This is a genomic window from Actinokineospora spheciospongiae, assembly GCF_000564855.1.
Taxonomy (GTDB): domain Bacteria; phylum Actinomycetota; class Actinomycetes; order Mycobacteriales; family Pseudonocardiaceae; genus Actinokineospora; species Actinokineospora spheciospongiae.
The window spans coordinates 1-22,734 of the sequence record NZ_AYXG01000183.1 but is presented as its reverse complement, the minus strand read 5'-3'; the positions used below and the strand labels follow the sequence as shown (position 1 = coordinate 22,734).

The window sequence follows — 22,734 nt, the reverse complement described above, 5'->3', positions numbered from 1 at the left end:
GGCGGTCGGCTGGCCGAGCACCTCCACCCACCCGCCCACCCACGCATCCGCTTGGCCAGGCCGGCGATTTTCGGGGTGGCTGATTGGGCCGCTGCGCCGGTAGGGGTCGGGGTGGCTGGCCGCAGGTTCGCGGGTGGACTTGGCGCACCTCGCGGGCGGACGTATCCCGGATCACCCCATCGTGGTTTGCCTCCGGCTGCTGCGCGGCGCACTATTTGAACTGACCAGTCAGTTCACATGGAGGCGACATGCGGGTGCGGGCCGAACGGGTGGCCGTGACCGGGGCGCACGGGCCGCTGGTGGCGGCGACCTCGCTGGAGGTCGGGCCGGGGCAGTTGGCGGTGGTGGCGGGTGAGCCGAACGACGGGCACACCGCATTCGGGCTGGTGCTGACCGGCAGGCTCGCCCCCTCGGCGGGCACGGTCGAGCCTGACGCGTCCCGGCTGCGCGCGCACTCCGCGCTCGTCGATGCCCCCGGGGTGAGTGAACCGGAACCGGCTCTGCGGGTCGCCGACGTGGTGGCCGAGGAGTTGGCGTTGGCGGGGCGCCGGGACCGGCGGGCGGACGTGGCCGGGGTGCTGGCCCGGTACGGGCTGGACGCCGACACCCGCTTCGAGGCCGTCGCCCCCGCTGCCCGCACCGCGCTGCTGGCCGGGTTGGCCGCCGAACGCCCCGGCGTCGAGCTGCTGGTCCTGGACACGCCCGACCGGCACAGCAGCGACCACCGCACCTGGTGGGAGACCGCGCTGAGCCTGGCACGGGGTGGGCTCGCCGTGGTCGTGCTCTGCGGCGCGGGGACCGCCCGCGAGCTGCCCCACCCCTGCGCCCGGCTCGGCTCGTCGGACCAGCCCACCCCCCTCGACACCGCGCCGCCCCTGGAGACGACACCGTGAGCACCTTCCGCCTCGCCCGCACCGAGCTGCGCCGCATCACCTCCGGCACCCTGCCCAGGCTGGCCGTGCTGGCGCTGGTGCTCGTGCCGCTGCTCTACGGGTCGCTGTACCTCTACGCCAACGCCGACCCGTACGACCGGCTGGACAACATCCCGGCGGCCCTGGTCGTCGCCGACACCGGTACCACAGCCGCCGACGGCACCCGGCTCGACGCGGGCCGGAAGGTGGCCGACAAGCTCAAGGACTCCGGGGCGTTCCAGTGGCACGAGGTGGGCGCCGCCGACGCCGAGGCGGGGGTGCGCGACGGGCGGTACACGTTCTCGATGACCCTGCCCGCGGACTTCTCCGCCGCGCTGGCGTCCAGCTCCGCGCTGACCCCGCGGCAGGGGATGATCACGGTGACCACCAACGACGCCAACAACTACCTGGTCGGCACGATCGCCGACCGGGTGGTCAGCGAGGTGCGCCAATCGGTGGCCAGCGAGGTCGGGACCGAGGCGGCGGAGAAGTTCCTGGTCGGCTTCGGCACGGTCTACCAGCGCACCCTGGAGGCCGCGAACGGCGCGGGGCAGCTCAGCGACGGCGCGGCCAAGGCCGTGGACGGCGTTGGCAAGCTGGATTCCGGGCAGCGCCAACTGCTCAGCGGCGCCCAGCAGCTCGCCGACGGCTCCGGCACCGCCGCCGACGGCGCGCGCACCCTGGCCGACGGTCTCGGCACGCTCAAGGACAAAACGGGCGAATTGCCCGCGCAGACAGCAAAACTGGCCGACGGCGCCCGGCAGGTGGCCGCCGGCAACGAGAAGGTCGCCGCCACCGGCGAGGAGGTCGCCACCCTCGCCCAGGGCCTGGTGGACCGGCTCGACGGCGCGGAGCAGGACATCGCCGCCCGGCTGCGCGCCGCCGGGTTGCCCGAGGAGCAGGTGCAGCAGACCATCACCACCCTGCGCGGGCTGCGCACGCCGATCGACCAGGCGAACGGCCGAGTGCAAAGCGCCACCGGCGAATTGCGCACACTGGCCGACGGCGCCAAGCAGGTCGCCGACGGGGCGGGCGCGCTCGCCGCCGCCACCCCCGCCCTCACCGACGGGATCGCGCGGGCGGCGAGCGGGAGTCGGGAACTCGCCACCGGGACCTCGACCTTGCACGAAGGTGCGGTGAAACTGCGCTCCGGTGAGCAAACCGCGGTCGACGGCACCGCGGAACTGGCCTCGGGCACGCGTTCCCTCGCCGACGGCGCGACACGGTTGCGCGACGGGCTCACCGCCGGTCTGGACCAAATCCCGCACCCGGATGACAACACCCGCGACAGCACCGCCCGCACCATCGGCGACCCGGTCTCCGTGCGCACGGTGGGCGAGAACAGCGCGGGCAGCTACGGCGCGGGACTGGCCCCGTTCTTCCTCGGCCTGGCAACGTGGATCGGCGCGTTCGTGCTGTTCCTGTTGGTGCGCCCGCTGTCCGCGCGCGCCCTCGCCGCGGGCCACTCCCCCGTGCGCACCGCCCTGGCCGGGTGGCTCACCCCGGCCGCGCTGGGCGTGGCGCAGGTCGTGGTGATGTACGCGGTGGTCACCACGCTCATCGGCATCCACCCGGCGAACCCGTTGGCCACACTGGGATTCCTGGTGCTGACCTCGCTCGCGTTCGTGTCGGTGGTGCACGCGCTCAACGCGTTCCTCGGACCGGTCGGGAAGTTCGTGGCGCTCGTGGTCTTGATTCTCCAGCTCATCAGTGCAGGGGGCACATTTCCGTGGCAGACGCTGCCGGAAACGTTGCTGCCGCTACACAAAGTGCTCCCGATGGGTTACGTCGTCGACGGACTGCGGCATCTGCTCTACGGTGGTCCCCTGTCCGGGCTCGGCGTCGACGTGGGCGTCCTCGCGGTGTACCTGATCGGAGGGCTGGTGATCACGACGGTGGCGGCGCGCAGGCAGCGGGTGTGGACGGCGGGCAGGTTGCGACCGGAGTTGGTGCTGTGAGCGCGAGACCGGCGCGGACCGGCGCCACCAAGCAGAAGTTGTTCGACGCCACGCTGAACCTCGCGGGCAGCCGCGGCATGGTCGGCCTCACCGTCGACGAGATCGCGGCCGAGGCGGGCGTGGCCAAGGGAACGGTCTACTACAACTTCGGCAGCAAGGACGGCCTCATCGACGCCCTGCTCCGCTACGGCGTCGACCTGCTCGCCGCGCGCCTGCGCACCGCCGAGACCGCCGTCGGCCCCCTCGACACGGTCCACGACCTCGTCGACGGGATGCTCGCCTTCTTCGCCGAGTACCCGACGTTCGCGCAACTGCTGGTGAGCGAATTGTGGCGCACCCCCGGCCAGTGGCACCAGACCCTGGCCCTGCTGCGCGAGGAGGTCACCAGCATCATCCGCGCCCAACTCCAGCGCCTGGAGGACGCGGGCGACCTGCCCGAGGGCGTCCGCGTCCGCACGGCGGCGGCGTCGCTGTTCGGCACGGTCCTGGTCGTCGCCCTGGACTGGCAGGTCTTCGAACCCGACCAGAGCCGCGACGAGGTCCGCGAGTCGGTGTTGCTGCTGGTGCGCGGCCTGCGCGGCAGGGTCTGACGGCCGCGCCGGTGACCGCGCCCCTCAGACGCTCGTGTACCCGCCGTCGATGAACCACTCGGCACCGTTGACGTAGGTGGCGGTGTCCGAGGCCAGGAGCAGGGCCGCTGACGCGACCTCGTCGGGGTCGCCGAGCCTGCCCGCGGGCAGCACGTCCTCGAACATCGCGACGAAGTCGTCCCGCTGGTCCTCGGAGACGACGCCGAGCAGGCCGGGGGTCCGGATCGGCCCCGGGCTCAGCACGTTGACCCGGAAACCATTCTCCCGCGCGTTGAGCGTCCAGCTACGGGCGAAGTTGCGCAGCGCCGCCTTGGTCGCGCCGTAGACCTCCATGCCCCGGTCGGGGCGCGTGGACGTGCTCGACCCGATGAGGATCACCGAGGCCCCCCGCGACAGGAGGGGCATCGCCTTCTGCACCCCGAACACCGCGCCCTTCACGTTCGTGGCGAACATGCTGTCGAACTGCTCCTCGGTGATGTCCCCCAGGACAGCGGGCACCGCGCCACCCGCGTTGGCCACCAGGACGTCGATCCGACCCGACCGCTGCATGACGACCTCGTAGAGGGCGTCGAGCTCGGCCAGGTTCCCCACGTCGCACCGCACCGCGACGGCCCGCGGCCCCAGCTCCGCGGCCGCCGCGTCGATCTGGGCCTGCCTGCGGCCGGTGATGTAGACCAGCGCGCCCTCGGCGATGAACCGCCGGGCGATGGCCAGCCCGATCCCGCTCGTCCCACCGGTGACCACGGCCACCTTGTCGTCCAGGAGTCCACTCATCGCCCGATCGCCCACTCTCGTCGAAGCCCAATATTGGAATGAATCGTCCACAACGTAGCGACTTATGGACGATGCAGTCAAGAACGGCTAGGCTGCGGGGGTGCCGAGGCCGAGGGAATTCGACGAGCAGAGCGTGCTCAACGCGGCACGCGACCAGTTTTGGGCGACCGGCTTCGCGGGCACCAGCATGGACTCGATCGCGGCGGCCACCGGCCTGGGCAAGGGCAGCCTGTACGGGGCGTTCGGCGGCAAGCGCGAACTCTTCCACCGCGTGTTCGACGACCACTGCACCGCAGCGATCGACTCGGCGAACCACCGCCTGGGCGGTGACGACGGGCAGGCGTTCGCGCGGCTCACCGCCTACCTGCTGGACCACGCCACCGCCTGCGCCGAGCCCAGCCACCGCGGCTGCCTGCTGGCCAAGGGCACCGCGGAACTGTCCGAGCACGACGAGGTGGTCTCGGCCCGCGCGCGGAAGACCTTCGAGAGCATCAACCAGGCCATCACCGCCGACCTCGAAGCCTGCCAGCGCAACGGCGACATCGACCCTGCCGCCGACGCACGGCGACTCGCGGGCCTGCTGCTGACTGTCCACCGCGGCATCGAAGCCCTCGGCAAGGCCGGGACCGACGGGAGCACCCTGCGCGGCATCACGGAGACAGCCCTGGCCCACCTCCCGCGCCCATCCCGGTAGCGCAGACAGCCCTGCGTTCAGCCGGCGCGTACCGCCTGCGAGCAGGCGTCAGGCGTCCAGTTCCGCTCGGATCAGGGTGTCGAGTCGGTGCCACGCCGGGGAGGAGGCGTTGACGGCTCCCTGGATCAAGACCGGGATCTCGGAACCGGAGTCGGGTGCGGGCAGATCGGTTCCGTAGCGGTCGCGGGTGGCGTCGGCGATGCGGCGGGCGAGGGTGTCGATGCGGGGCGGATCGTCTTCGTCGACACCCCGACGTGACCGGCGAGCTGTCCGATGGTGAGCACCCGACCATGTTCGCACTTGACCTTGCCCCGGGGGCAGGGGTGCAGCATGGCGCCATGGCAACTGCGAACTTCGACCGGGAAACCCTGCGCGCCCTGGCCGACGAGAGCAACGAGACCGCCCTGGATCGGCTGGCCGACCTCGTCGAGGCCCGCGTGGACCTCGACGAGCTGAGCGAACTGCTGGATGAGGGGTGCGTGCACGCCGGGCACCTGCTCACCCGGCGCGCGGTCGCGGCGGGTGACCTGCTCGAGCTGCACCGGATCTCGGATGCCGGGTGTGACGAGGCGGGGGCGGAGCTGGAACGGCTGCTGTCAGCACCCGGGGTCAGGAGGCGGCGAGCAGGCGGGGCAGGCCGACCTGGTGGACACCCGGGAGCCTGCCCGCGGTGGCCCGGTCGACGGTGGTGACGACGGCGTCGGTGATTTCCGGGGCGGTGAGCCAGCGGGTGCGGCCCGCGTAGTCGACGACGCCGAGCAGGACCTGGTGGGTGGGGTGGCCCGGGATGTCTTCGGTGTGCGCGGAGGAGCCGCTGTGGATCTCCACGATCGGGGCACCCTCGGCCAGCAGCGGGGTGACGGTGGCGGCCATCTGCCCGTGCAGGCCGCCGTGGGCCCAGACGACGAGTAGGTCGGCGGGGCCGTCGAGGGCTGTGGTGAGGCGGTCGCCCAGGTGGGGGTCCGGGTCGGACCAGTCGGCGGGTACCCACCGGGCCGCGCGGGTGCGGGTGGTGACCGGGTCGGTGCGGCGGCTGGCCAGGACCACCCGCCAACCATGGTCGGCCAGGTCCGCCGCGGTACCGCTGAGCAGCCCGGTTCCGCCGATCACCAATGCCCGCATGACTGCCTCCTCCACGTTGAGTGCAGGTGGGTTACCCAGCGTGGTGCGTGCTCAATCCTTCGGGGTGTACTTTTCCTCGTGGATGACCTCCGCGAGGGGCATCCGTGAGCGCCAGCCGTGCCGCTCCAGGTCGGGCACCTCCCGCAGGCCCGCGACCGGGCCGAGGCACAGCCAGGCCACCGGGCGCACGTGCGCGGGCATGCCGAGCAGGTCGCGCAGGAACTCCTCGCGGTAGAAGCTGACCCAGCCCACGCCCAGGCCCTCGGCGGTCGCGGCCAGCCACAGGTTCTGGATGGCCAGGCACACCGAGTACAGCCCGGCGTCGGCGATGGCGTGCCTGCCCAACACGGCCGGTGAGCCGCGCTCCGGGTCGTAGCCCACCACCACCGACAGCGTCGACTCCAGGATGCCGTCGATCTTGATCCGGTCGAAGGTCGCGGCGCGCTCCCCGCTGAGCCCGGCGGCGAACCGGGCCCGCTCGGTGTGCACGTGCCGGTGGAACTCGGCCCTGGTGCCGGGGTCGCGCACCAGCACGAAGTCCCACGGCTGGGTCATCCCGACGCTGGGCGCGGCGTGCGCGGCGGAGAGCACCCGGTGCAGGGTCTCCTCGTCCAGCGGTGCGCCGGTGAACTCCGCGCGCACGTCCCTGCGCCTGCCGATGGCCTCGTATACGTCCACAAGGGTGAGCTTATTTCACCTGTCGGTGGACCTACCGGGTGCGCTGGGTGAGGCTGAACCAGTTGCCCGAGTCGTCGCGGAACGGGGCCTCGATGCCGTAGGGGCGCTCGGTCGGCTCGGACATGAACACCACCCCGCGCTCGGACCACTCCCGGTGGGTCTTGTGGCAGTCGTCGGTCCACATGGCACCGGGGCCCAGCGCGCCCTTGGCGACCAGCGCCCGGACCTGCTCGGCGGTCTCCGGGTCGTGGCCCATGCCGGTGTCGGCCAGGATCAGCTCCGCGTCCGGCTGCCCGACCGGGCCGACGGTGAGCCAGCGCACGCCCGAGGTGTCGTCCTCGCCGCCGAGGCGGATGTCGGAGCGGACCTCGAAACCGAGCTTTTCCGTGTAGAAGGCCTTCGCGGCGTCCTGGTCCAGTACCCAGACGGTGGTGTGCGAGAGCTTGACGGCCATGGTGTTCCTCCTCGGATCGGGTTCGAGGAGAACGCTATGGGGTGCGGGGCGGGTTCGGCTTCTCCTGGATTGCTGGGCGCGACCAGGCCATCACGAAGCAGCCGGGGACCATGGGCGGACCGCCCTCGGCCACGACCCGCCTGCGGTACTCGGTGGGCGGGCAGCCGACCAGTTCGGTGAACCGGGCGGAGAACGAACCGAGGCTGGAGAAGCCGACGAGGGCGCAGATCTCGGTGACGGTGAGGTTCGCCGCGCCCAGCAGGTCCTTCGCCCGCTCCACCCGGCGGCGGGAGAGGTAGGTGCCCGGCGGTTCGCCGTAGGCGGCCTTGAACTCGCGGGCGAAGTGGTACCGGGAGAAACCCGCTTCCGCCGCCAGGGCGGTGAGGTCCAGCGGCTCGGCGTAGCGGGAGTCCATGAGGTCCCTGGCCCGTCGCAGGTGGACCAGGACCGCGGTGGCGGGCGTGGGCATGGGGCTCCCTGTCCGAGGGGGGAGGGCGAATGCCTCGCCCTCCCCGCTTGCGTCCTAGTGGGCCGCCTGGTTCCAGGTGCGGCCGAAGCCCACCGACACGTCCAGCGGCACGCGCAGGGCGAAGGCGCCCGCCATCTGCTCGCGCACCAGGACCTCCACCGCGTCCCGCTCGCCCCCGGCGACGTCGAGGACCAGTTCGTCGTGGACCTGGAGCAGGACCTTGCTCGCCAGCCCGTCCTCCTTCAACCGGCGCTGCACGTTGAGCATGGCGACCTTGATGATGTCGGCCGCGCTGCCCTGGATGGGGGCGTTGAGGGCCATCCGCTCGGCCATCTCGCGGCGCTGGCGGTTGTCGCTGGTGAGGTCGGGCAGCAGGCGGCGACGGCCGAACAGGGTGGCGGTGTAGCCCTCCTTGCGGGCGCGCTCGACGACCTGGTTCAGGTAGTCGCGGACGCCGCCGAAGCCCTGGAAGTAGTCCTCCATCAGGCCGCGCGCCTCCTCGGTGGAGATGCGCAGTTGCTGGGACAGGCCGTAGGCGGACAGGCCGTAGGCCAGGCCGTAGTTCATCGCCTTGATCTTGGCGCGCTGCTCGCCGGTCACCGCCTTCGGGTCCACCTGGAACACGCGGGCGGCGGTGGCGGCGTGGAAGTCGAAACCGGAGTTGAAGGCCTCGATCAGGGCCGCGTCCTCCGACAGGTGCGCCATGATCCGCATCTCGATCTGGCTGTAGTCGGCGGTGAGCAGCGTGTCGAAGCCGGGGCCGACGACGAACGCGTCGCGGATGGTGCGGCCCGCCTCGGTGCGGATGGGGATGTTCTGCAGGTTCGGCTCGGTCGAGGACAGGCGACCGGTGGCGGCGATGGTCTGGTTGAACGTGGTGTGGATGCGGCCGTCGTCCGAGATGGACTTGATCAGGCCCTCCACCGTGACCCGCAGGCGGGTGGCGTCGCGGTGTTCGAGCATGTGCGCCAGGAACGGGTGCTGGGTCTGCTCGTGCAGCGTCGTCAGCGCCTCGGCGTCGGTGGTGTAGCCGGTCTTGGTGCGCTTGGTCTTGGGCATCTGCAGCTCGTCGAACAGCACGACCTGCAACTGCTTCGGCGAGCCGAGGTTGATCTCCTTGCCGATCACGTCGAACGCGGCGCGCTCGGCGTCGCGGACGCGCGCGGCGAACTCCGACTCCAGCTCCGAGAGCCGCTCGGCGTCGACGGCGATGCCGACCTTCTCCAGCTCGGCGAGCACCCGCAGCAGCGGCAGCTCCATGTCGGTGAGCAGCGCCTCCTGGCCGGTGTCGCGCAGCGCCACGTCGAGGGCGTCGGCGAGTTCGGCGATGGCGCGGGCGCGCAGGATCTCCCCCGCGGCCAGCTTGCGCTCGTCGTCGCCCTCCTCGTCGAGCAGGGAGAGCTGCTGCTCGCCGCCGGTGTCCTCGACCCGCAGCTCGCGCTGCAGGTAGCGCAGCACCAGGTCGTCGAGGGTGAAGGTGCGCTGGCCGGGGCGGGCCAGGTAGGCGGCCAGGGCGGTGTCGGTGGCCAGGCCGTGCAGCTCCCAGCCGCGGTGGCGCACCGCGTGCAGCGAGCGCTTGACGTCGTGGCCGAGCTTGACCGTCTCCGGGTCGGCGAGCCAGGTGCGGAACGCGGTCTCGTCCTCCTCGGTGAGCGTGCTGACGTCGACGTACACGCCCTGCCCGGCCGCGGTGGCCAGCGCCACCGAGCGCAGCTCGACGGCCTGCCCGGACGGCCCGGTGGGGGTCTCGCGGAACGCCAGGCCGATCCGGGTGCCCGCCGGGGCGTGCTCGGCCAGCCAGCCGGGCAGCGCGCCGGGCTCCAGCGCCCCGCCGGTGACCTCGAAGCCCTCCTCGGCCTCCGGGGCGGCGGTGGACAGGGTGGCGAACAGCCGGTCGCGCAGGACGCGGAACTCCAGCTCGTCGAACAGCCGGTGCACCGCGTCGCGGTCCCAGTCGCGCACCGCCAGGTCGTCCGGGCCCAGCTCCAGCGGGACGTCGCGGACCAGCTCGGTGAGCTGCCGGTTGAGCTGCACGTTGGCCAGGTTGGCCCGCAGCGCGTCGCCGACCTTGCCCTTGACCTCGTCGACCCGGTCGATCAGCTCGCCGAGGGAGCCGAACTGCTGCATCCACTTGGTGATCGTCTTCTCGCCGACCCCGGGGATCTTGGGCAGGTTGTCGCTGGGGTCGCCGCGCAGGGCGGCGAAGTCGGGGTACTGCGCGGCGCTGACGCCGTACTTCTCCAGCACCGCGGCCGGGGTGTACCGGGCCAGCTCGGAGACGCCCTTGACCGGGTACAGCACGGTCACGTGGTCGTTGACCAGTTGCAGGGCGTCGCGGTCGCCGGTGCAGATGTAGACGTCCATGCCCTCGGCGGTGGCCGAGGTGGTCAGCGTGGCGATCAGGTCGTCGGCCTCGAAGTTGTCCTTGGCCAGGGTGGGGATGTTCAGCGCGCCGAGGACCTCCTCGATCAGGCTGACCTGGCCCTTGAACTCGTCCGGGCTGGCGGACCGGTTCGCCTTGTACTCGGCGAACTGCTCGGTGCGGAAGGTCTTGCGCGAGACGTCGAAGCACACCGCCAGGTGGGTGGGCGCCTCGTCGCGCAGCAGGTTGATCAGCATCGAGGTGAAGCCGTAGACGGCGTTCGTGTGCTGCCCGGTGCCGGTCTGGAAGTTGTCCTTGGGCAGGGCGAAGAAGGCCCGGTAGGCCATCGAGTGCCCATCGATGAGCAGCAGGCGCCGGGTGGCGGTCGAGGCGGTGGCGGGAGCGCGGGTCTGAGTCTTGGCGGGCACGCGGCGAGTCTAGGGTGGAGCACCGACAGCCCGGCGAGTGCCGGGCTCGCGTCACCCGACAGGAGGGCACCGTGAGCGGCAGCGCCGACCCCACGAAGCTCCCCGGCGTCCTCCCCGAGGTCGCCGACCAGCTCCTCGCCGACAAGCTCGGCATCGACATCACCGACTGGACCCCCGACCGCCTGGTCGCGACCATGCCGGTCAAGGGCAACCTGCAGCCCTACGGCCTGCTGCACGGCGGGGCGAACGCGGTGCTGGCCGAGACGGTGGGCTCCATCGCCGCGGCGCTCAACGCCCCCGAGGGCAAGGTGGTGGTCGGCCTGGAGCTGTCCTGCACCCACCACCGCGCGGCCCGCGCGGGCGTGGTGACGGCGGTGTGCACCCCGCTGCACCTGGGCCGCAGCACCTCGACGTTCGAGATCGCCATCACCGAGGAGTCCGGGAAGCGCACCTGCACCGCCCGCCTCACCTGCGTGGCCGTCGACCGCGCCCCCGGCGCCAAGTAGCTTTCGGCGGCACCGCGGTCACGCGGGCGGGGTTCGCCGCTGGTGTCAGAGGGAGAAGGCCACAGACCGCAGGACCAGGGCGAGCACGAAGACCACGGTGAAGGCGAGGTCGATCCCGATGCTCCCCGCCCGCACCGGCGGGAGCACCCGCCGCACCGGGGCGATCACCGGCTCGGTCACCGCGTGCGCGGTCCGCCGCACCCGCCCGACCCAGTGCGGTCCCCGGCCCACCACTCCCGCCCAGTCGAGGACCATCCGAGCCACCAGCACCAGGATGAACGCGCTCAGCACGTACCCGACCACCACACCGATCGCGCCCATGACCACTCCTCCCGGGGGAAACGTCCACCCGGCTCAACGCCCCCGGTGCCCGAAAAGTGTCGTCCCGCCCGATCTCTCAGCCGCCCCTCAGCCGCGAGGTCTCGACGAAGCTCACCAACGGTCCCGGCCCACCCGAGCGGAAGAGGGGGCCACGCCCGCAGGCGCAGCCCCCTCCCCCAAGCCGTGACCGGTCAGTCTTCGCCGAGGTAGGCCGCCCGGACCTGCGGGTCCGACAGCAGTACCTTGCCCGGCCCCTCCAGCGTCGTCGTCCCGAGGTCGATCACGTACCCCCGGTCCGACAGCGCCAGCGCGGCCAGCGCGTTCTGCTCCACCAGCAGGATCGTGGTGCCCTGCGACTGCAACTCGCGGATGGTGTCGAAGATGCGCTGGGTCATGATCGGCGACAGGCCCATGGAGGGCTCGTCGAGCATGAGCAGCCGCGGTCGCGACATCATCGCCCGGCCGATGGCGAGCATCTGCTGCTCACCGCCGGAGAACAACCCGGCCTTCTGGTCGCGCCGCTCCCCGAGCACCGGGAACAGCTCGTAGACGTTGCGCATGTCCTTGTCGACCGCGGCCTTGTCGTCGCGCGTGTACGCGCCGAGGAGCAGGTTCTCCTCGACCGTCATGCGGCCGAACGTGCGCCGACCCTCCGGGGAGTGCGCGATGCCCAGGTTGAGGATGTTGTGGGCGGCCAGCGCGCCGATCTCGACGCCGTCGAACCGGATGGACCCGACCCGCGGGCGCAGCAGCCCCGAGATGGTGCGCAGGGTGGTGGTCTTGCCCGCCCCGTTCGCGCCGATGAGGCTGACGATCTGGCCCGCCTCGACGACGAACGACACGTCCCGGACGGCCTCGATGGCGCCGTAGGCGACGCTGAGGTCGGTGACCTCCAACAGCGGACTCATGCCTCACCCCTCGTGTCGTGCTCGGTCGAGGCGGCGCGGACGTCGGCCTCGACCTCCTCCGGCGGCTTGCCCAGGTAGGCCTCCACCACCCTCGGGTCGGCCCGGACGACCTCCGGCGTGCCCTCGACCAGCAGTTCGCCCTGGACCAGCACCGACACCTTGTCGCACAGGCCGAAGATGAACTTGATGTCGTGCTCGATCACCACCACCGAGACGCCGGTGTCCCGGATGGCGAAGATCAACTGCCGGGTGGCCTCGGTCTCCTGCGGGTTCATGCCCGCGGTCGGCTCGTCGAGCAGCAGCACCTTCGGGTCGGTGGCCAGCGCGCGGGCGATCTCGAGCCTGCGCTGGTCGCCGTAGGGCAGGTTGCGGGCGACCTCGTGCTCGGCGCGGGTGAGCCCGACGAACTCCAGCAGTTCGCGCGAGCGCTCCCGCGCTGCCCGCTCGCCGCGGTGGAACGCGGGCAGCCGTAGCAGGGTGGAGATCGGGTCCTGCCGCATCCGGCTGTGCCGCCCGACCATGACGTTCTCCAGCACCGTCATGTTCGGGAACAGGCGGATGTTCTGGAACGTGCGGGCCACCCCGGCGATCGTCACCTTCGACGGGTCGGCCGCGAGCTGGCTGCCGTCGAGCAGCACCCGGCCCCGGCTGGGCAGGTAGAGCCCGGTGAGGCAGTTGAAGAAGGTCGTCTTGCCCGCGCCGTTGGGCCCGATCAGGCCGACGATCTCGCCCTTGCCCAGCGACAGCGAGACGTTGTTGAGCGCGGTCAGGCCGCCGAAGACCATGGTGACGCCCTGGGCCTGCAAGACCGGCGGGGCGGGGGCGGCGGCCATGTTGTCGGTGATGCTCACGCCTTGCCCCCCTTCGGTCCCGGCGCCTCGTGTTCGTGCTCGACCACGAGTTCTTCCTCTTCCTCGATCGATTTTCCGCCCGCTGTCTCACCCGCGAGCTCGGCTCTGCGCACCCGGTCGGGCATCAACCCCTGCGGTCGGAACCGCATGATCAGGATGAGCGCGAGGCCGAAGACCAGCAGCCGGTACTCGTCGAACTCGCGCAGCTTCTCCGGCAGCACGAACAGCAGCGAGGCGCCGAGCACCGCGCCGGGGATCGTGCCCATGCCACCGAGGATGACCGCCGCGAGCAGGGTCACCGACTCCAGGAACTTGAAGCTCTCGTAGGAGGAGGTGCTCAGCTTGTGGGCGAAGATCGCGCCCGCCAGACCGGCCAGGGTGGCGCCCGCGAGGAAGGCGAGGATCTTGGCCTTGCCGGTCTTGATGCCCATGGCCCGCGCGGCGTCCTCGTCCTCGCGGATGGCGATCCAGGCCCGGCCGATGCGGCTGTTCTTCAGGTTGGCGAACACGGCCATGATGGCGCCGACGACCAGCACGATCATGAAGTAGTACAGCACGCCGCCGGGCAGGTCGGCGCCGAGCACGGTGATCGGCTCGTTGAACGCGGTGCCCGCGACCTCCACGTTCGGGATGCCCGGGATGGCGTTCGAGCCGCCGGTCAGGCCGCCGATGTTGTTCTGCGCGGACTTGGTGAAGATCTCGCCGAAGGCCAGCGTCACGATCGCCAGGTAGTCCCCGCGCACCCGCAGCGTCGGTGAGCCGACGATGGCGCCGATGACGCCCGCGATGGCCGCCGCGAGCAGCGCCGCCAGCGGGAACGGCAGGTCGATGCCCACCTTGGCCGCGGCGGCGCCGGACAGGTTCGCCGCGACGAACGCGCCGATGCCCATGAACGCGACGTAGCCGAGGTCGAGCAGCCCGGCCAGGCCGACGACGATGTTGAGGCCGATCGCGGTGGCCGCGTAGACGCCGATGGTGGTCGCCACCGTCATCCAGTACTCGTTGCCCGCGCTGGTCAGCGGCAGCGCCAGGGCGCACACCAGCAGGACCACGATGGAGAACGCGCGGTGCTTCTCCGACAGCGCCGAGATCCAGCGGACCACGCCCAGGCCGTTGAGCGCGCCGAGCAGGCCGCCCGCCATGCCGAGGAAGGCCAGGAAGATCGGACCGGCGTAGGGGTTGGACGCGCCGCCGGTGCCGCCCGCGGTGAGCATCGAGGCCACCAGGTACAGCACGCCGACGAACGCGACGACCAGCGCCAGGTACGCCGCCCACCTGGGCAGGTCGGTCGACCACTCGGGGATGTCGTCGAGGTGGCCCGCCTTGGCGCCGAGCACGATCAGCAGACCGGCGACGACGCCGACGATGGAGCCGAACGCGGTGACGCCGTCGGCGGCGGTGATGGCCCCGAGGCCACCGCCGCGGCCGGTGATGAACACGGCGCTGATCAGCGAGATGGCGAAGACGCCCCAGCCCAGGGCGCGCAGCACCCGCCCGCGGCCGGGGGTCTTGGCCACGAAGGTGACGACCAGGGCGGCCAGGCCCAGCAGCAGCACGTGCAGCCGGTAGCCCTCGACGGCGAACGGCGCGTCGAAGAACTGGAGCGTGGCCTTGGCGGGGTAGGCGCCGTCACCGAGGAGGAACGTCACCCAGGGCAGCAGCGCCGCGACCACGGCCAGCACACCGCCCGCCGCGGTCAGCGGCTTGGCGTGGGCGGGCTTGAGGTGCCTGCCCAGCGCACCCGATCCGGAGAACCGGTTGAGGATCGTCATGCTCGCACCCTTTCGGCCTCGCCGAACAGGCCCTGCGGTCGGAACACCAGGACCAGGATCAGCACGACGAAGATCCACACGTAGTCGTACTGGGTGCCGCCCCACATGTACTGGCCACCCAATGTCTTGATCAAACCGATGATGAACGCGCCGATGACCGCACCGCGCAGGCTGCCGATGCCGCCGAGGACGGCCGCGGTGAACGCGAAGATGCCGTTCTGGAAGCCGATCGCGTTGTCGACGTTGGTGATGTCGACGCCGTAGAGCACGCCCGCCACACCCGCGAGCGCCGCACCGAGGACGAACGTCAAGACGATCACCCGGTCGGGGTTGACACCCATCAGCCGGGCGGTGTCCGGGTCCTGCGCGGTCGCCCGCATCGCCCGGCCCATCTTCGACCGGTTGATGTAGCTCTGCAGCAGCACGGACAGGATGATCGACACGACGACGAGCAGTAGCTGCGAAGCACGGATGCTCACGTCGCCCTCGGGCCCGTCGGGGCCGAGACCGATGATCGTGATCTGGCTGTCCACGAACGCCTTCGGGAAAGGCTGCGCCGAGTCGGCGTTGGGGAACCAGATCCGGATGGCCTCCTGCAGCACGATGGACACGCCCAGCGCCGTGATCAGCGGGGCCAGCCGGGGCGCGTTGCGCAGCGGCCGGTAGGCGAAGCGCTCCATGATCAGCGCGATCGCCACCGCCACGGCCATGCCGCCGAGCAGCATGAGCGGCAGGGACACGTACCAGTTCTCGCGGAAGCTCTCCGGGAGCACCCAGCGGTGGACGGCCAGACCGCCGAAGGCGCCGACCATGAAGACCTCGCCGTGGGCGAAGTTGATGAGTTGGATGATGCCGTACACCATCGTGTAGCCCAGGGCGATCAGCCCGATCGTGGCTCCCAAAGCGATGCCGTTTGCGAGTTGTTGCAACAGCGTCGTCACATCTACCTCCGTACGCGGTGGGGGTGGGCTGCGCGCCCACCCCCACCGTGTTTCGTCCGGTCCCGGGGAACCGGCTGTGCTGTCAGGTCAGCCGCTGTAGGTGCCGGTCTCCGCGGGGGACCACTTGCCACCGTTGACGCTGTAGACGGTCAGGACCTTGTTGTTGCTGTCGCCGAACTCGTCGAACGAGATGGTGCCGGTCGCGCCCTGGCCGCTGTACTTGCCCACCGAGGCGAGCAGGTCGGCGCGCTTGGCCTCGGACCAGTCGCCGCCGTTGAGGGTGGTGGCCAGGGAGTTGATGATGGCGTTGGCCGCGTCGTAGGAGAACGCGCCGTAGGCGGCGAACTTGTCCTGGTAGCCGGCCTTGTTGTAGGCGTCGACGAACGCCTTGGCGCTGTCGAGCGACTCGGTCGGCGCGCCGACGGAGGTGGCGTAGTCGCCGTCCTTGCCGCCGAGGCTGATGAACTTGTCGTCGTAGATGCCGTCGCCACCCATGACCGGGATGTTCAGCCCGGCGTCCTTGAGCTGCTTGGACAGCGGACCGGCCTGCGGGTACTGGCCGCCGAAGTACAGCGCGTCCGGGGCGCTCGGCTTGATCGCGGCGATGACGCCGGAGAAGTCGGTGTCCTTCTCGCCGATCTTCTGCCGGGTCACGACCTGCGCGCCGAGGGACTCGGCCTTGGTGGCGAACGCGGCCGCGAGGCCCTCGCCGTAGGTCAGGCCGTCGGTGACGATGGCGATCTTCTTCTTGCCCTGCTTCTCGACCAGGAACTTGGCCGCGAACGGGCCCTGCAGCGAGTCGACGGTGCAGGTGCGGAAGTAGGTCGGGAACTGGCGCGTGGGAGCGGCCGCGTTCTCACCCTTGGACAGCGCGTCGCTGGTGTTCGCGGGCGAGACCTGCACGATGTTCTTCTGCGCCAGGATCGGCTGCACCGACTGGGCCACCGACGAGTTCAGCGTGCCGACGACGCCGACCAGGTTGGGGTCCTGCGACAGCTTGGTGGCCGCCTGCGCGCCCTGCTGCGGGTTCTTCTGGTCGTCCTGCGGGTCGAGGGCGAGCTTGTAGCCCTTGACGGTGCACTTCTCGTTCGCCTCCTTGACCGCGAGGTCGGCGGAGTTCTGGATGCCGAGGCCCAGTGCGGAGAGCTCACCGCTCAGCGGTGCGATGACGCCGACGACCAGCGTGCCCTTGCTCGTGTCGCAGCCCGCACCCGAGGTGCCACCGCCGGACTCGGTCTTGTTCGTGCCACAGGCCGCGAGCAGCAGCGCGCCCGCGACCAGCACCGTGGCCTTCACCGTCTGGTTACGCACGTGACGTCCCTTCTCCGAAATCGCCCGGCGAGTACACGCGAACCGCCGCCGGGCGCGGCCCATACCTGTTGGAGGGCTGCGCCGGAAGGTAATGACCCCGGGCGGGGGTAGTCACGCACCCCACGACCTCGTGATCAGACTGCAACGAAAAGCGGGGGCAGTTGTTCGCCTGACGGACGAAATTTCGAATTCACACCGGGTTGGGGTACCTGCGCGCAGCGGCGCCTTCACACGGCGTGACCTGGGCTCCAGCGTGGGAACCGGGCGCAGGCGCAACCGGGTGCTCGCCGCGGTGGTGGGCGCGGGCCTGCCCGCCGGGGCTGTTCTGGTGCTGCGCGTCGACGGGGAAAGCGGGCAGCACATTCCACCCGATCGGGCAGAACGCCACCGGGTTCAGCGGTACCACACCGATTTCGTGGTATTGCCGGAACCCGGTGCCCGCCCCGATCCGCCGCGCGACCTGACCGCCACCCCCGCCGCGGGCCGCCTGCGCCTGGCCTGGGCCGACGGCCTCCCCGGCGGCCCCGCGCCGCGCGGGGCCGTGGGCTACGAGGTGCGCCTGGGTGAGCGGACCCGGCTCACCGCGGCCCCGGTCACCGAGTTCGACGGCCTGCCCGACGGGGTGGCGATGCCGGCCTCGGTCCGCAGCGTCGACGCCTTCGGCAGGCGGTCGGACCCGATCGGCCTGCCCGGCGTGGTGCACGAGTCCTGGCGGGACGGCCTGACCGGCGCCCTGGAGGAATTCCCCGACGGCACCCGGGCCGGCTGGCACCTGTCGGGCCACCCCGGCTGCGTGGACGTCGGCACCCGGGCGCCCGGGGAGCGCGGCCTGCCGGTCGACGTGGGCTGCGGCGCAGACGAGGCCGTGCTCAGCACCCGGGCGCCGATGACCCTCGACGGCGGCACCGGCCGCTTCACGGTGTTGACCGACGCCGCGGGCCCCGGCGGCATCCTGACCATCGACCTGGCCCCCGGCCGCGCGGACCGCATCGGCACCCGCGACCCCGCCTCGGTCCCCCCGCCGGTCCTGCGGGTGGTTGCCGACGACGCGGGTGTCCGCATCGGCACGGCACCTCCGGCCCGGCGCGCACCGCGCCGGGGGGCGGGGGTCGCCCACCGGTTCGAGGTCCGGCTGTCCCCACAGGGGGTGGAGGTCGCGCAGGACGGCCTCACGGTCGCCACGTCGTCGACCCCGGTCCCGTGGACGCGGGCGTACCCGCTGGTGGGGGTGCGCGGACCGGACGGCAGGCGCAGCCGGGTCCACGTCACCGCCATCGGCCACACCGGCCCCGCGACCCCGGTCCCCACCTCGGACGAGGTCCAGGTCGTCCCCGCCACCCGGCGGGTCCTGGGCCCGGCGGAGCAGGCACCGGGCAGCGGCATCTCCCGCACCCCGCTGACCCGGGCCACCACGGCCCGCGTCGTCGCGACCCTCACCGCCGACACCGGGCTCGACCCGGGCGCGATCACCATCCAACTCGGGCAAGCGGACCTGCCCGCGACACCCACGATCCCCGGCCCGTTCACCCCCGGCTCCTCGATCACGGTCACCGCCGACCTCCCCACCACCCTCCTGGGCGACAACGGCGCCCCGACCCTGTCCCCCCTGGTCGTCCGCGCCCCCGGCGCCACCGGGCAAACCCTGGTCCAGGAGATGTACCTGGAACTGGACCAAGCCCCACCCGGCTGGGCAGCACCCCCACGGACCAGCACCCGACGCCCCACCATCCCCGCCCTCCCCCGCACCACCCTGACCCTGGGCAACGCGGCAGGCCGGGACCTGCCAGGCGCGACCCCCAAGTCCCCCGAGGCAGACTCTCCACCGCCCACGTCGACGCGTCCCCCACCCAATGGGACACCGGCGCCACGGCGGGCGTGGAACTGTTCCTCGACGGCAGGCTGACAGCGGCGATCCCGACCACGGCGGACGGTCCCGGCACCGGCGGCACCTACGCCATCCCGACAGCCCTGGCCGCCCTCACCCCCGGCAGGCACTCCGTCGAACTGAGACTGTCAGGTGTGGACGGAACGACCACGTCCACCCTCCGCCACTTCGACCTGCTCCCCTGACCCCGGAACGAGCCGCGGGCCGCCCCAGTACCGGAGCGGCCCGCTGTGTGCCACCCGATCAGGTGATGTTCTCCACCACGGCCTCAGCCACGGCCTTCATGGTCGTCCGCCGGTCCATGGCGGTGCGCTGAATCCACCGGAAGGCCTCCGGCTCGGAAAGCCCCTGCTTGGTCATCAGCAGCCCCTTGGCCCGCTCGATCACCTTCCGCGTCTCCAACCGCTCGGTCAGCCCCGCCACCTCGTGCTCAAGGGCCTGCAACTCGGAGAACCGACTCATCGCCAACTCGATCGCGGGCACCAGGTCATGCTTGGCGAAAGGCTTGACCAGGTACGCCATCGCCCCCGCGTCCCGAGCCCGCTCCACCAACTCCCGCTGACTGAAGGCGGTCAACATCACCACCGGCGCAATCCGCTCCCGAGCAATGGACGTCGCCGCGTCAATGCCATCCATCTTCGGCATCTTCACATCAAGGATCACCAGGTCAGGCCGCAACTCCCCGGCCAACCGAACAGCCTCTTCCCCGTCCCCGGCCTCCCCGGCCACCTCATACCCCTCTTCCCGCAACATCTCGACCAGGTCGAGGCGGATCAACGCCTCATCCTCGGCGACGAGCACACGGCGGGGGGTCGGGGCCGGTTGGGCCTCGGCAGCCAGGTCGGTCACCGGGGTCCTCCTGTGGGCTAGTGGCGGTGAATCGGAGCCCGAAGCTTACCGCCGCCCACCCCCAACCCGTCGTCCACGAGACGTGATCGCGCTGACACCCCGCCCCTCCCGCACCGACCCACCAGGTGATCGCGTACAGTGCTCGTCCGACGCCCCCGTAGCCCAATCGGCAGAGGCAGCGGACTCAAAATCCGTCCAGTGTGCGTTCGAGTCGCACCGGGGGCACCACCGCTGACCAGCGGTCACAACCAAATATGTTGATCACTAGTTGATCAACGGGTGCGGGTAACCTGAAGTGAAGTGCAGCATGCCCTAAGGCGGGCCGCAAGCGCAGCGAAATTGGGCACCGCGGGATATACCTTGTCACTTCCTTTGCTAGCTTTTAGATTTCACTATTGCGAACTTCGCCACGACGCGCAGCTTGATACTTAATAGATCGATCAAACTCCTTTAATTACACATTGACTTGCATTGATGGATCAAGAGTCAGTATCCGAAATTAATGCCAAAACCCCTTCGGCGACAGCGTCTTCAAGCGTTGTTGCAAGTCTAGCAACATTTTTGTCGACGATAGCATCTCCTGCTATACATAGCGGCTCACCATCCGTGCGAAAGGCTAATTGCCCACCGCGTGGCGACCAAGGGGTGCGCGTGTTTCCGTGCCGATAACCGGGGACAGCAAATTCCTTTTCGCTTGAGTGCAGGAAAATTCTAGCTCCGTTTTGGAGTGTTACGTGAACAGCACCAACCTCCATGCCAGGATTCCACTCATTGGTCACGGTGCCATCTTCATGGATGACTAGATTGCCGGTCGTCCAGTAACGTGACTCACTATCGTTATGCTGGACTTCCACTGGGATTTGAACAGGCAGCACCCAAATTGACCCTACTTGCGTTCCTATCGAACGATAACGACCGCGAATTTTATCGACGACCGTACGCACGTGCTGTACCTCAATTAATGGCAAGCCCTGCACTCCCGCTTCCGTCAAAGCAGCAACAGCAGCAGTGCCAATTTCGATTACTCTACGTTCGACTTTTTTTCGTTCATTGTTCAAAACTTTTTGCTGGACCCGAATTTTTTTACGCCGGTTATCCGCAGCATTTCGACGTTCCTCAGCACGTCTGATCGCATCGTCAAAGTTCACCGCATACTCCCATCACAGTCTGCATCAGCCAGTACGCACATGAGCATTATTGCGTATCACGGCGCCGTATGTGTCGACAATCGCATCCCTGTAGGTCAAGGATAGTATGCTACTACGCATGGGCGGCCTCTCGAAGATCGGTCGGTATGCCGTACGTCGGCAAGTCTGGTGTATAGGTCAGTGTCGACTGGAAACAACTTCCACCAGTCGAGGAGTAGCAACAGGTTAAGGCGACTCCTTGATGCGCTCCCTGCCCGCTTCCTGCGGTGGTTGCGAGAACTTCGTGCACCCACCCTGGGTGCGAGCTTGGGTGCGAACCCACTTCCTTCCTGGCCACACCAAGCCAGGCTCATGACGCTGAGTCTCCTCCGACCACGCACGCTCAGCTTGCGCCTGGCTGAGTTGCCGACTCAAAATCCGTTTAGTGTGCGTTCGAGTCGCACCGGGGGCACTCGCAGGATGCACACAGTTCCTGACCTGCGGATACCTGACAATCCGGGTCGTGGTCAATCGTCTGTTCGGCGATGTGGTGGCCTGGTTGTCCCGGTAGTGCACCTGGATGGTGAATTGAGTCAGGTCCAGCAGTCGCTGGAGCAGTTCCGGGGGCGCGTGTCGCAGGTTGGTCGCCAGGTGGGGCAGGGCGTCGAGCAGGTTGGCTTGCTCCATTGTCGGGTGATCGCGTGCGGGCGCCTCTCTCCAGTTGTTCCAGGGTGGTGTTCACCGCGCGGCGTTCGTTCTTCAGGTCGTTGTAGCGCTGCCGCAACCCCTGGGTGAAGGGGTCATCGGGGTCGGCGTTCTCCGTTTGGCGCAGCAGGTTGTCCTGTTTGCGGACGGCGCCCGCAATCGCACACCACGCGTCGCCGCGGCAGGTAGGTCCGACGCGCGCGGGGTCCCGCCACGTCCGCACGACCGGGACCGACGAGGCCTACGACTGGCCGGCGACCACCCCCGAGAACAACTGGGGCGATGAGCCGTATGTGCGGCCACACCCCATTCAAGCTGAACTCCAGCGTGGGCGGCAGCTTGGGCAACCTGGTCCGATCGAACCGCTTGATCGACTTCGACCCCTGCTGGGTCGAGGTGGGCTGACCACGACGACGAGGGAGTCGCGATGACCGGGGCGCAGGCGCTTGCTGACTGGAACTGGCTGGGACCACTGCTCGATTTCGGGGGGTGCTTGACCTTCGCCAAGGGGGCGAGCCGTGAACGCGTGCTGCGCGCTTTCGACCTCGACCCGGCGACGGCCGTCGACTGGACCCTGCGGCAGGCGCTGCGCGAGCACGGTCTCCCCGGCCTGCACGTCCCGCCGTTCTGGGTTCGCGTCGCCGAGCTGGGTGGGTGGACGATGGCCGCTGAGGTCTCGCAGGCCAAGGGCTACCTCGACCAGATCGAGCTCGACCTGGCCCGCGAGCACGATGTCGTGACGATGTTCTTCTTCGAGACCACACCACCCGTGCTGAAGTTGACCGGCCCCGGTGGTGCTCTTGTCACGACCACCCTCGGGGAGGGCCACGACACACGGGAAGGGACCGACCCGCACCACCTCGACCCCGCGCTCGACGCCGCGGGCGTGCTCGACTTCGCCGCACCGCTGCCGTACGGCAAGGCGTTCAGCCGGGCTGCGGCGGCGGTGGCGGCGCAGCTCGGGATCGCGTTGGACGCCGAGGCGTTCACCGGCCCGCTGCCCACTGCCAGCCGCAACCACCCCTACACGTTCGCCCCTGGACCGCACGACCGTGCAGGAAAGCCATGACCACCAACCGGAGGCAGTTCACCGCCGCGCTCGGCGCGGGCGTCGCAGG

23 protein-coding genes and 1 tRNA gene are annotated in these 22,734 nt (G+C 70.1%); 10 read left to right on the top strand and 14 right to left on the bottom strand.

Annotated features, from left to right (window positions below; all coding sequences use genetic code 11):
* Nucleotides 1–248 precede the first annotated feature (248 nt).
* Genes UO65_RS23450 through UO65_RS23440 form a run of 3 tightly spaced genes read left to right on the top strand, consistent with a single transcriptional unit; the run spans nucleotide 249 to nucleotide 3,459 of the window.
* Complete coding sequence (locus tag UO65_RS23450) at nucleotides 249–893, top strand: hypothetical protein (RefSeq protein ID WP_035286364.1); 645 nt, start codon at nucleotides 249–251, stop codon at nucleotides 891–893.
* The gene (locus tag UO65_RS23445) at nucleotides 890–2,869 is read left to right on the top strand and encodes a YhgE/Pip domain-containing protein (protein WP_035286362.1); all 1,980 of its coding nucleotides are present in this window, start codon (nucleotides 890–892) and stop codon (nucleotides 2,867–2,869) included. Before UO65_RS23450 ends, UO65_RS23445 begins: the two co-directional genes overlap by 4 nt.
* A complete protein-coding gene (locus tag UO65_RS23440) occupies nucleotides 2,866–3,459 on the top strand; it encodes a TetR/AcrR family transcriptional regulator (protein WP_035286360.1) in 594 nt (197 codons plus the stop codon). Before UO65_RS23445 ends, UO65_RS23440 begins: the two co-directional genes overlap by 4 nt.
* 24 nt (nucleotides 3,460–3,483) lie before the next feature.
* On the opposite strand, the gene UO65_RS23435 is transcribed toward UO65_RS23440, so the two are convergent.
* The gene (locus UO65_RS23435) at nucleotides 3,484–4,233 is read right to left on the bottom strand and encodes an SDR family NAD(P)-dependent oxidoreductase (protein ID WP_035286357.1); all 750 of its coding nucleotides are present in this window, start codon (nucleotides 4,231–4,233) and stop codon (nucleotides 3,484–3,486) included.
* Nucleotides 4,234–4,333: 100 nt separating this feature from the next.
* On the opposite strand from UO65_RS23435, the gene UO65_RS23430 reads away from it, so the two are divergent.
* Both UO65_RS23430 and UO65_RS34885 read left to right on the top strand, forming a co-directional pair.
* The gene (locus UO65_RS23430) at nucleotides 4,334–4,927 is read left to right on the top strand and encodes a TetR/AcrR family transcriptional regulator (protein WP_035286356.1); all 594 of its coding nucleotides are present in this window, start codon (nucleotides 4,334–4,336) and stop codon (nucleotides 4,925–4,927) included.
* 338 nt (nucleotides 4,928–5,265) lie between these two features.
* Entirely contained in the window at nucleotides 5,266–5,619 is a 354-nt protein-coding gene (locus UO65_RS34885; protein ID WP_233427815.1) for a hypothetical protein, read from the top strand.
* Here UO65_RS34885 and UO65_RS23420 read toward each other — a convergent pair.
* From UO65_RS23420 to polA, 5 genes are read right to left on the bottom strand one after another with little or no spacing between them, the layout of a single operon-like run.
* Nucleotides 5,537–6,049, bottom strand: coding sequence for a Rossmann-fold NAD(P)-binding domain-containing protein (locus UO65_RS23420; protein WP_035286352.1), 513 nt, complete (start codon nucleotides 6,047–6,049; stop codon nucleotides 5,537–5,539). The two genes, UO65_RS34885 and UO65_RS23420, sit on opposite strands and share 83 nt — an antisense overlap.
* A gap of 51 nt (nucleotides 6,050–6,100) precedes the next feature.
* On the bottom strand, nucleotides 6,101–6,727 hold the full coding sequence (gene bluB, locus UO65_RS23415) for a 5,6-dimethylbenzimidazole synthase (protein ID WP_035286350.1): 627 nt from the start codon (nucleotides 6,725–6,727) through the stop codon (nucleotides 6,101–6,103).
* 31 nt (nucleotides 6,728–6,758) lie between these two features.
* Nucleotides 6,759–7,181, bottom strand: coding sequence for a VOC family protein (locus tag UO65_RS23410; RefSeq protein WP_035286347.1), 423 nt, complete (start codon nucleotides 7,179–7,181; stop codon nucleotides 6,759–6,761).
* A 34-nt stretch (nucleotides 7,182–7,215) separates the two neighbouring features.
* Nucleotides 7,216–7,650 carry a helix-turn-helix domain-containing protein gene (locus tag UO65_RS23405; RefSeq protein ID WP_035286345.1) on the bottom strand — a complete coding sequence of 145 codons (435 nt, stop codon included), beginning with the start codon at nucleotides 7,648–7,650 and terminating at the stop codon, nucleotides 7,216–7,218.
* Between the two features lie 54 nt (nucleotides 7,651–7,704).
* Nucleotides 7,705–10,359: a DNA polymerase I gene (polA, locus tag UO65_RS23400; protein WP_233427816.1), complete on the bottom strand. Its 2,655-nt coding sequence runs from the start codon at nucleotides 10,357–10,359 to the stop codon at nucleotides 7,705–7,707.
* A 152-nt stretch (nucleotides 10,360–10,511) separates the two neighbouring features.
* Here polA and UO65_RS23395 point away from each other — a divergent pair, with 152 nt between their 5' ends.
* Complete coding sequence (locus UO65_RS23395) at nucleotides 10,512–10,946, top strand: hotdog fold thioesterase (protein ID WP_035286341.1); 435 nt, start codon at nucleotides 10,512–10,514, stop codon at nucleotides 10,944–10,946.
* 45 nt (nucleotides 10,947–10,991) lie between these two features.
* Here the strand turns inward: UO65_RS23395 and UO65_RS23390 are convergent, their stop codons facing one another.
* From UO65_RS23390 to UO65_RS23365, 6 genes are all read right to left on the bottom strand, one after another.
* Nucleotides 10,992–11,267, bottom strand: a complete 276-nt coding sequence (locus UO65_RS23390; protein WP_035286339.1) for a YggT family protein — start codon at nucleotides 11,265–11,267, stop codon at nucleotides 10,992–10,994.
* A gap of 191 nt (nucleotides 11,268–11,458) precedes the next feature.
* Entirely contained in the window at nucleotides 11,459–12,175 is a 717-nt protein-coding gene (locus UO65_RS23385; RefSeq protein ID WP_035286337.1) for an ABC transporter ATP-binding protein, read from the bottom strand.
* Nucleotides 12,172–13,026, bottom strand: coding sequence for an ABC transporter ATP-binding protein (locus UO65_RS23380; protein ID WP_233427814.1), 855 nt, complete (start codon nucleotides 13,024–13,026; stop codon nucleotides 12,172–12,174). Before UO65_RS23380 ends, UO65_RS23385 begins: the two co-directional genes overlap by 4 nt.
* Complete coding sequence (locus tag UO65_RS23375; RefSeq protein WP_052021664.1) at nucleotides 13,023–14,798, bottom strand: branched-chain amino acid ABC transporter permease; 1,776 nt, start codon at nucleotides 14,796–14,798, stop codon at nucleotides 13,023–13,025. Before UO65_RS23375 ends, UO65_RS23380 begins: the two co-directional genes overlap by 4 nt.
* A complete protein-coding gene (locus UO65_RS23370; RefSeq protein WP_035286335.1) occupies nucleotides 14,795–15,739 on the bottom strand; it encodes a branched-chain amino acid ABC transporter permease in 945 nt (314 codons plus the stop codon). Before UO65_RS23370 ends, UO65_RS23375 begins: the two co-directional genes overlap by 4 nt.
* Before the next feature lie 87 nt (nucleotides 15,740–15,826).
* Complete coding sequence (locus tag UO65_RS23365) at nucleotides 15,827–17,050, bottom strand: branched-chain amino acid ABC transporter substrate-binding protein (RefSeq protein ID WP_035286333.1); 1,224 nt, start codon at nucleotides 17,048–17,050, stop codon at nucleotides 15,827–15,829.
* Between the two features lie 253 nt (nucleotides 17,051–17,303).
* Between UO65_RS23365 and UO65_RS23360 the strand changes: the two genes are divergently transcribed.
* On the top strand, nucleotides 17,304–18,953 hold the full coding sequence (locus UO65_RS23360) for a hypothetical protein (RefSeq protein ID WP_152552231.1): 1,650 nt from the start codon (nucleotides 17,304–17,306) through the stop codon (nucleotides 18,951–18,953).
* Nucleotides 18,926–19,120, top strand: coding sequence for a hypothetical protein (locus tag UO65_RS23355; RefSeq protein ID WP_035286329.1), 195 nt, complete (start codon nucleotides 18,926–18,928; stop codon nucleotides 19,118–19,120). The genes UO65_RS23360 and UO65_RS23355 overlap by 28 nt, the downstream gene beginning before the upstream one ends.
* 58 nt (nucleotides 19,121–19,178) lie before the next feature.
* Here UO65_RS23355 and UO65_RS23350 read toward each other — a convergent pair whose 3' ends face one another.
* Nucleotides 19,179–19,784 (bottom strand): ANTAR domain-containing response regulator, encoded by a 606-nt coding sequence (locus UO65_RS23350; RefSeq protein ID WP_035286327.1) that lies wholly within the window; start codon nucleotides 19,782–19,784, stop codon nucleotides 19,179–19,181.
* Nucleotides 19,785–19,935: 151 nt separating this feature from the next.
* On the opposite strand from UO65_RS23350, the gene UO65_RS23345 reads away from it, so the two are divergent.
* Nucleotides 19,936–20,012 (top strand) — tRNA-Leu (locus UO65_RS23345).
* Nucleotides 20,013–20,263: 251 nt separating this feature from the next.
* On the opposite strand, the gene UO65_RS36110 is transcribed toward UO65_RS23345, so the two are convergent.
* A complete protein-coding gene (locus tag UO65_RS36110; protein ID WP_152552230.1) occupies nucleotides 20,264–20,932 on the bottom strand; it encodes a hypothetical protein in 669 nt (222 codons plus the stop codon).
* 1,111 nt (nucleotides 20,933–22,043) lie between these two features.
* Between UO65_RS36110 and UO65_RS23340 the strand changes: the two genes are divergently transcribed.
* On the top strand, nucleotides 22,044–22,685 hold the full coding sequence (locus UO65_RS23340; protein ID WP_152551945.1) for a DUF6461 domain-containing protein: 642 nt from the start codon (nucleotides 22,044–22,046) through the stop codon (nucleotides 22,683–22,685).
* Nucleotides 22,686–22,734 lie beyond the last annotated feature (49 nt).

Coding starts and splice junctions, on each gene's coding strand:
- UO65_RS23450 (WP_035286364.1), top strand. CDS start 249: ATGCGGGTGCGGGCCGAACGGGTGGCCGTGACCGGGGCGCACGGGCCG.
- UO65_RS23435 (WP_035286357.1), bottom strand. CDS start 4,233: ATGAGTGGACTCCTGGACGACAAGGTGGCCGTGGTCACCGGTGGGACG.
- UO65_RS34885 (WP_233427815.1), top strand. CDS start 5,266: ATGGCAACTGCGAACTTCGACCGGGAAACCCTGCGCGCCCTGGCCGAC.
- UO65_RS23420 (WP_035286352.1), bottom strand. CDS start 6,049: ATGCGGGCATTGGTGATCGGCGGAACCGGGCTGCTCAGCGGTACCGCG.
- UO65_RS23410 (WP_035286347.1), bottom strand. CDS start 7,181: ATGGCCGTCAAGCTCTCGCACACCACCGTCTGGGTACTGGACCAGGAC.
- UO65_RS23405 (WP_035286345.1), bottom strand. CDS start 7,650: ATGCCCACGCCCGCCACCGCGGTCCTGGTCCACCTGCGACGGGCCAGG.
- polA (WP_233427816.1), bottom strand. CDS start 10,359: ATGGCCTACCGGGCCTTCTTCGCCCTGCCCAAGGACAACTTCCAGACC.
- UO65_RS23390 (WP_035286339.1), bottom strand. CDS start 11,267: ATGGGCGCGATCGGTGTGGTGGTCGGGTACGTGCTGAGCGCGTTCATC.
- UO65_RS23385 (WP_035286337.1), bottom strand. CDS start 12,175: ATGAGTCCGCTGTTGGAGGTCACCGACCTCAGCGTCGCCTACGGCGCC.
- UO65_RS23375 (WP_052021664.1), bottom strand. CDS start 14,798: ATGACGATCCTCAACCGGTTCTCCGGATCGGGTGCGCTGGGCAGGCAC.
- UO65_RS23340 (WP_152551945.1), top strand. CDS start 22,044: ATGACCGGGGCGCAGGCGCTTGCTGACTGGAACTGGCTGGGACCACTG.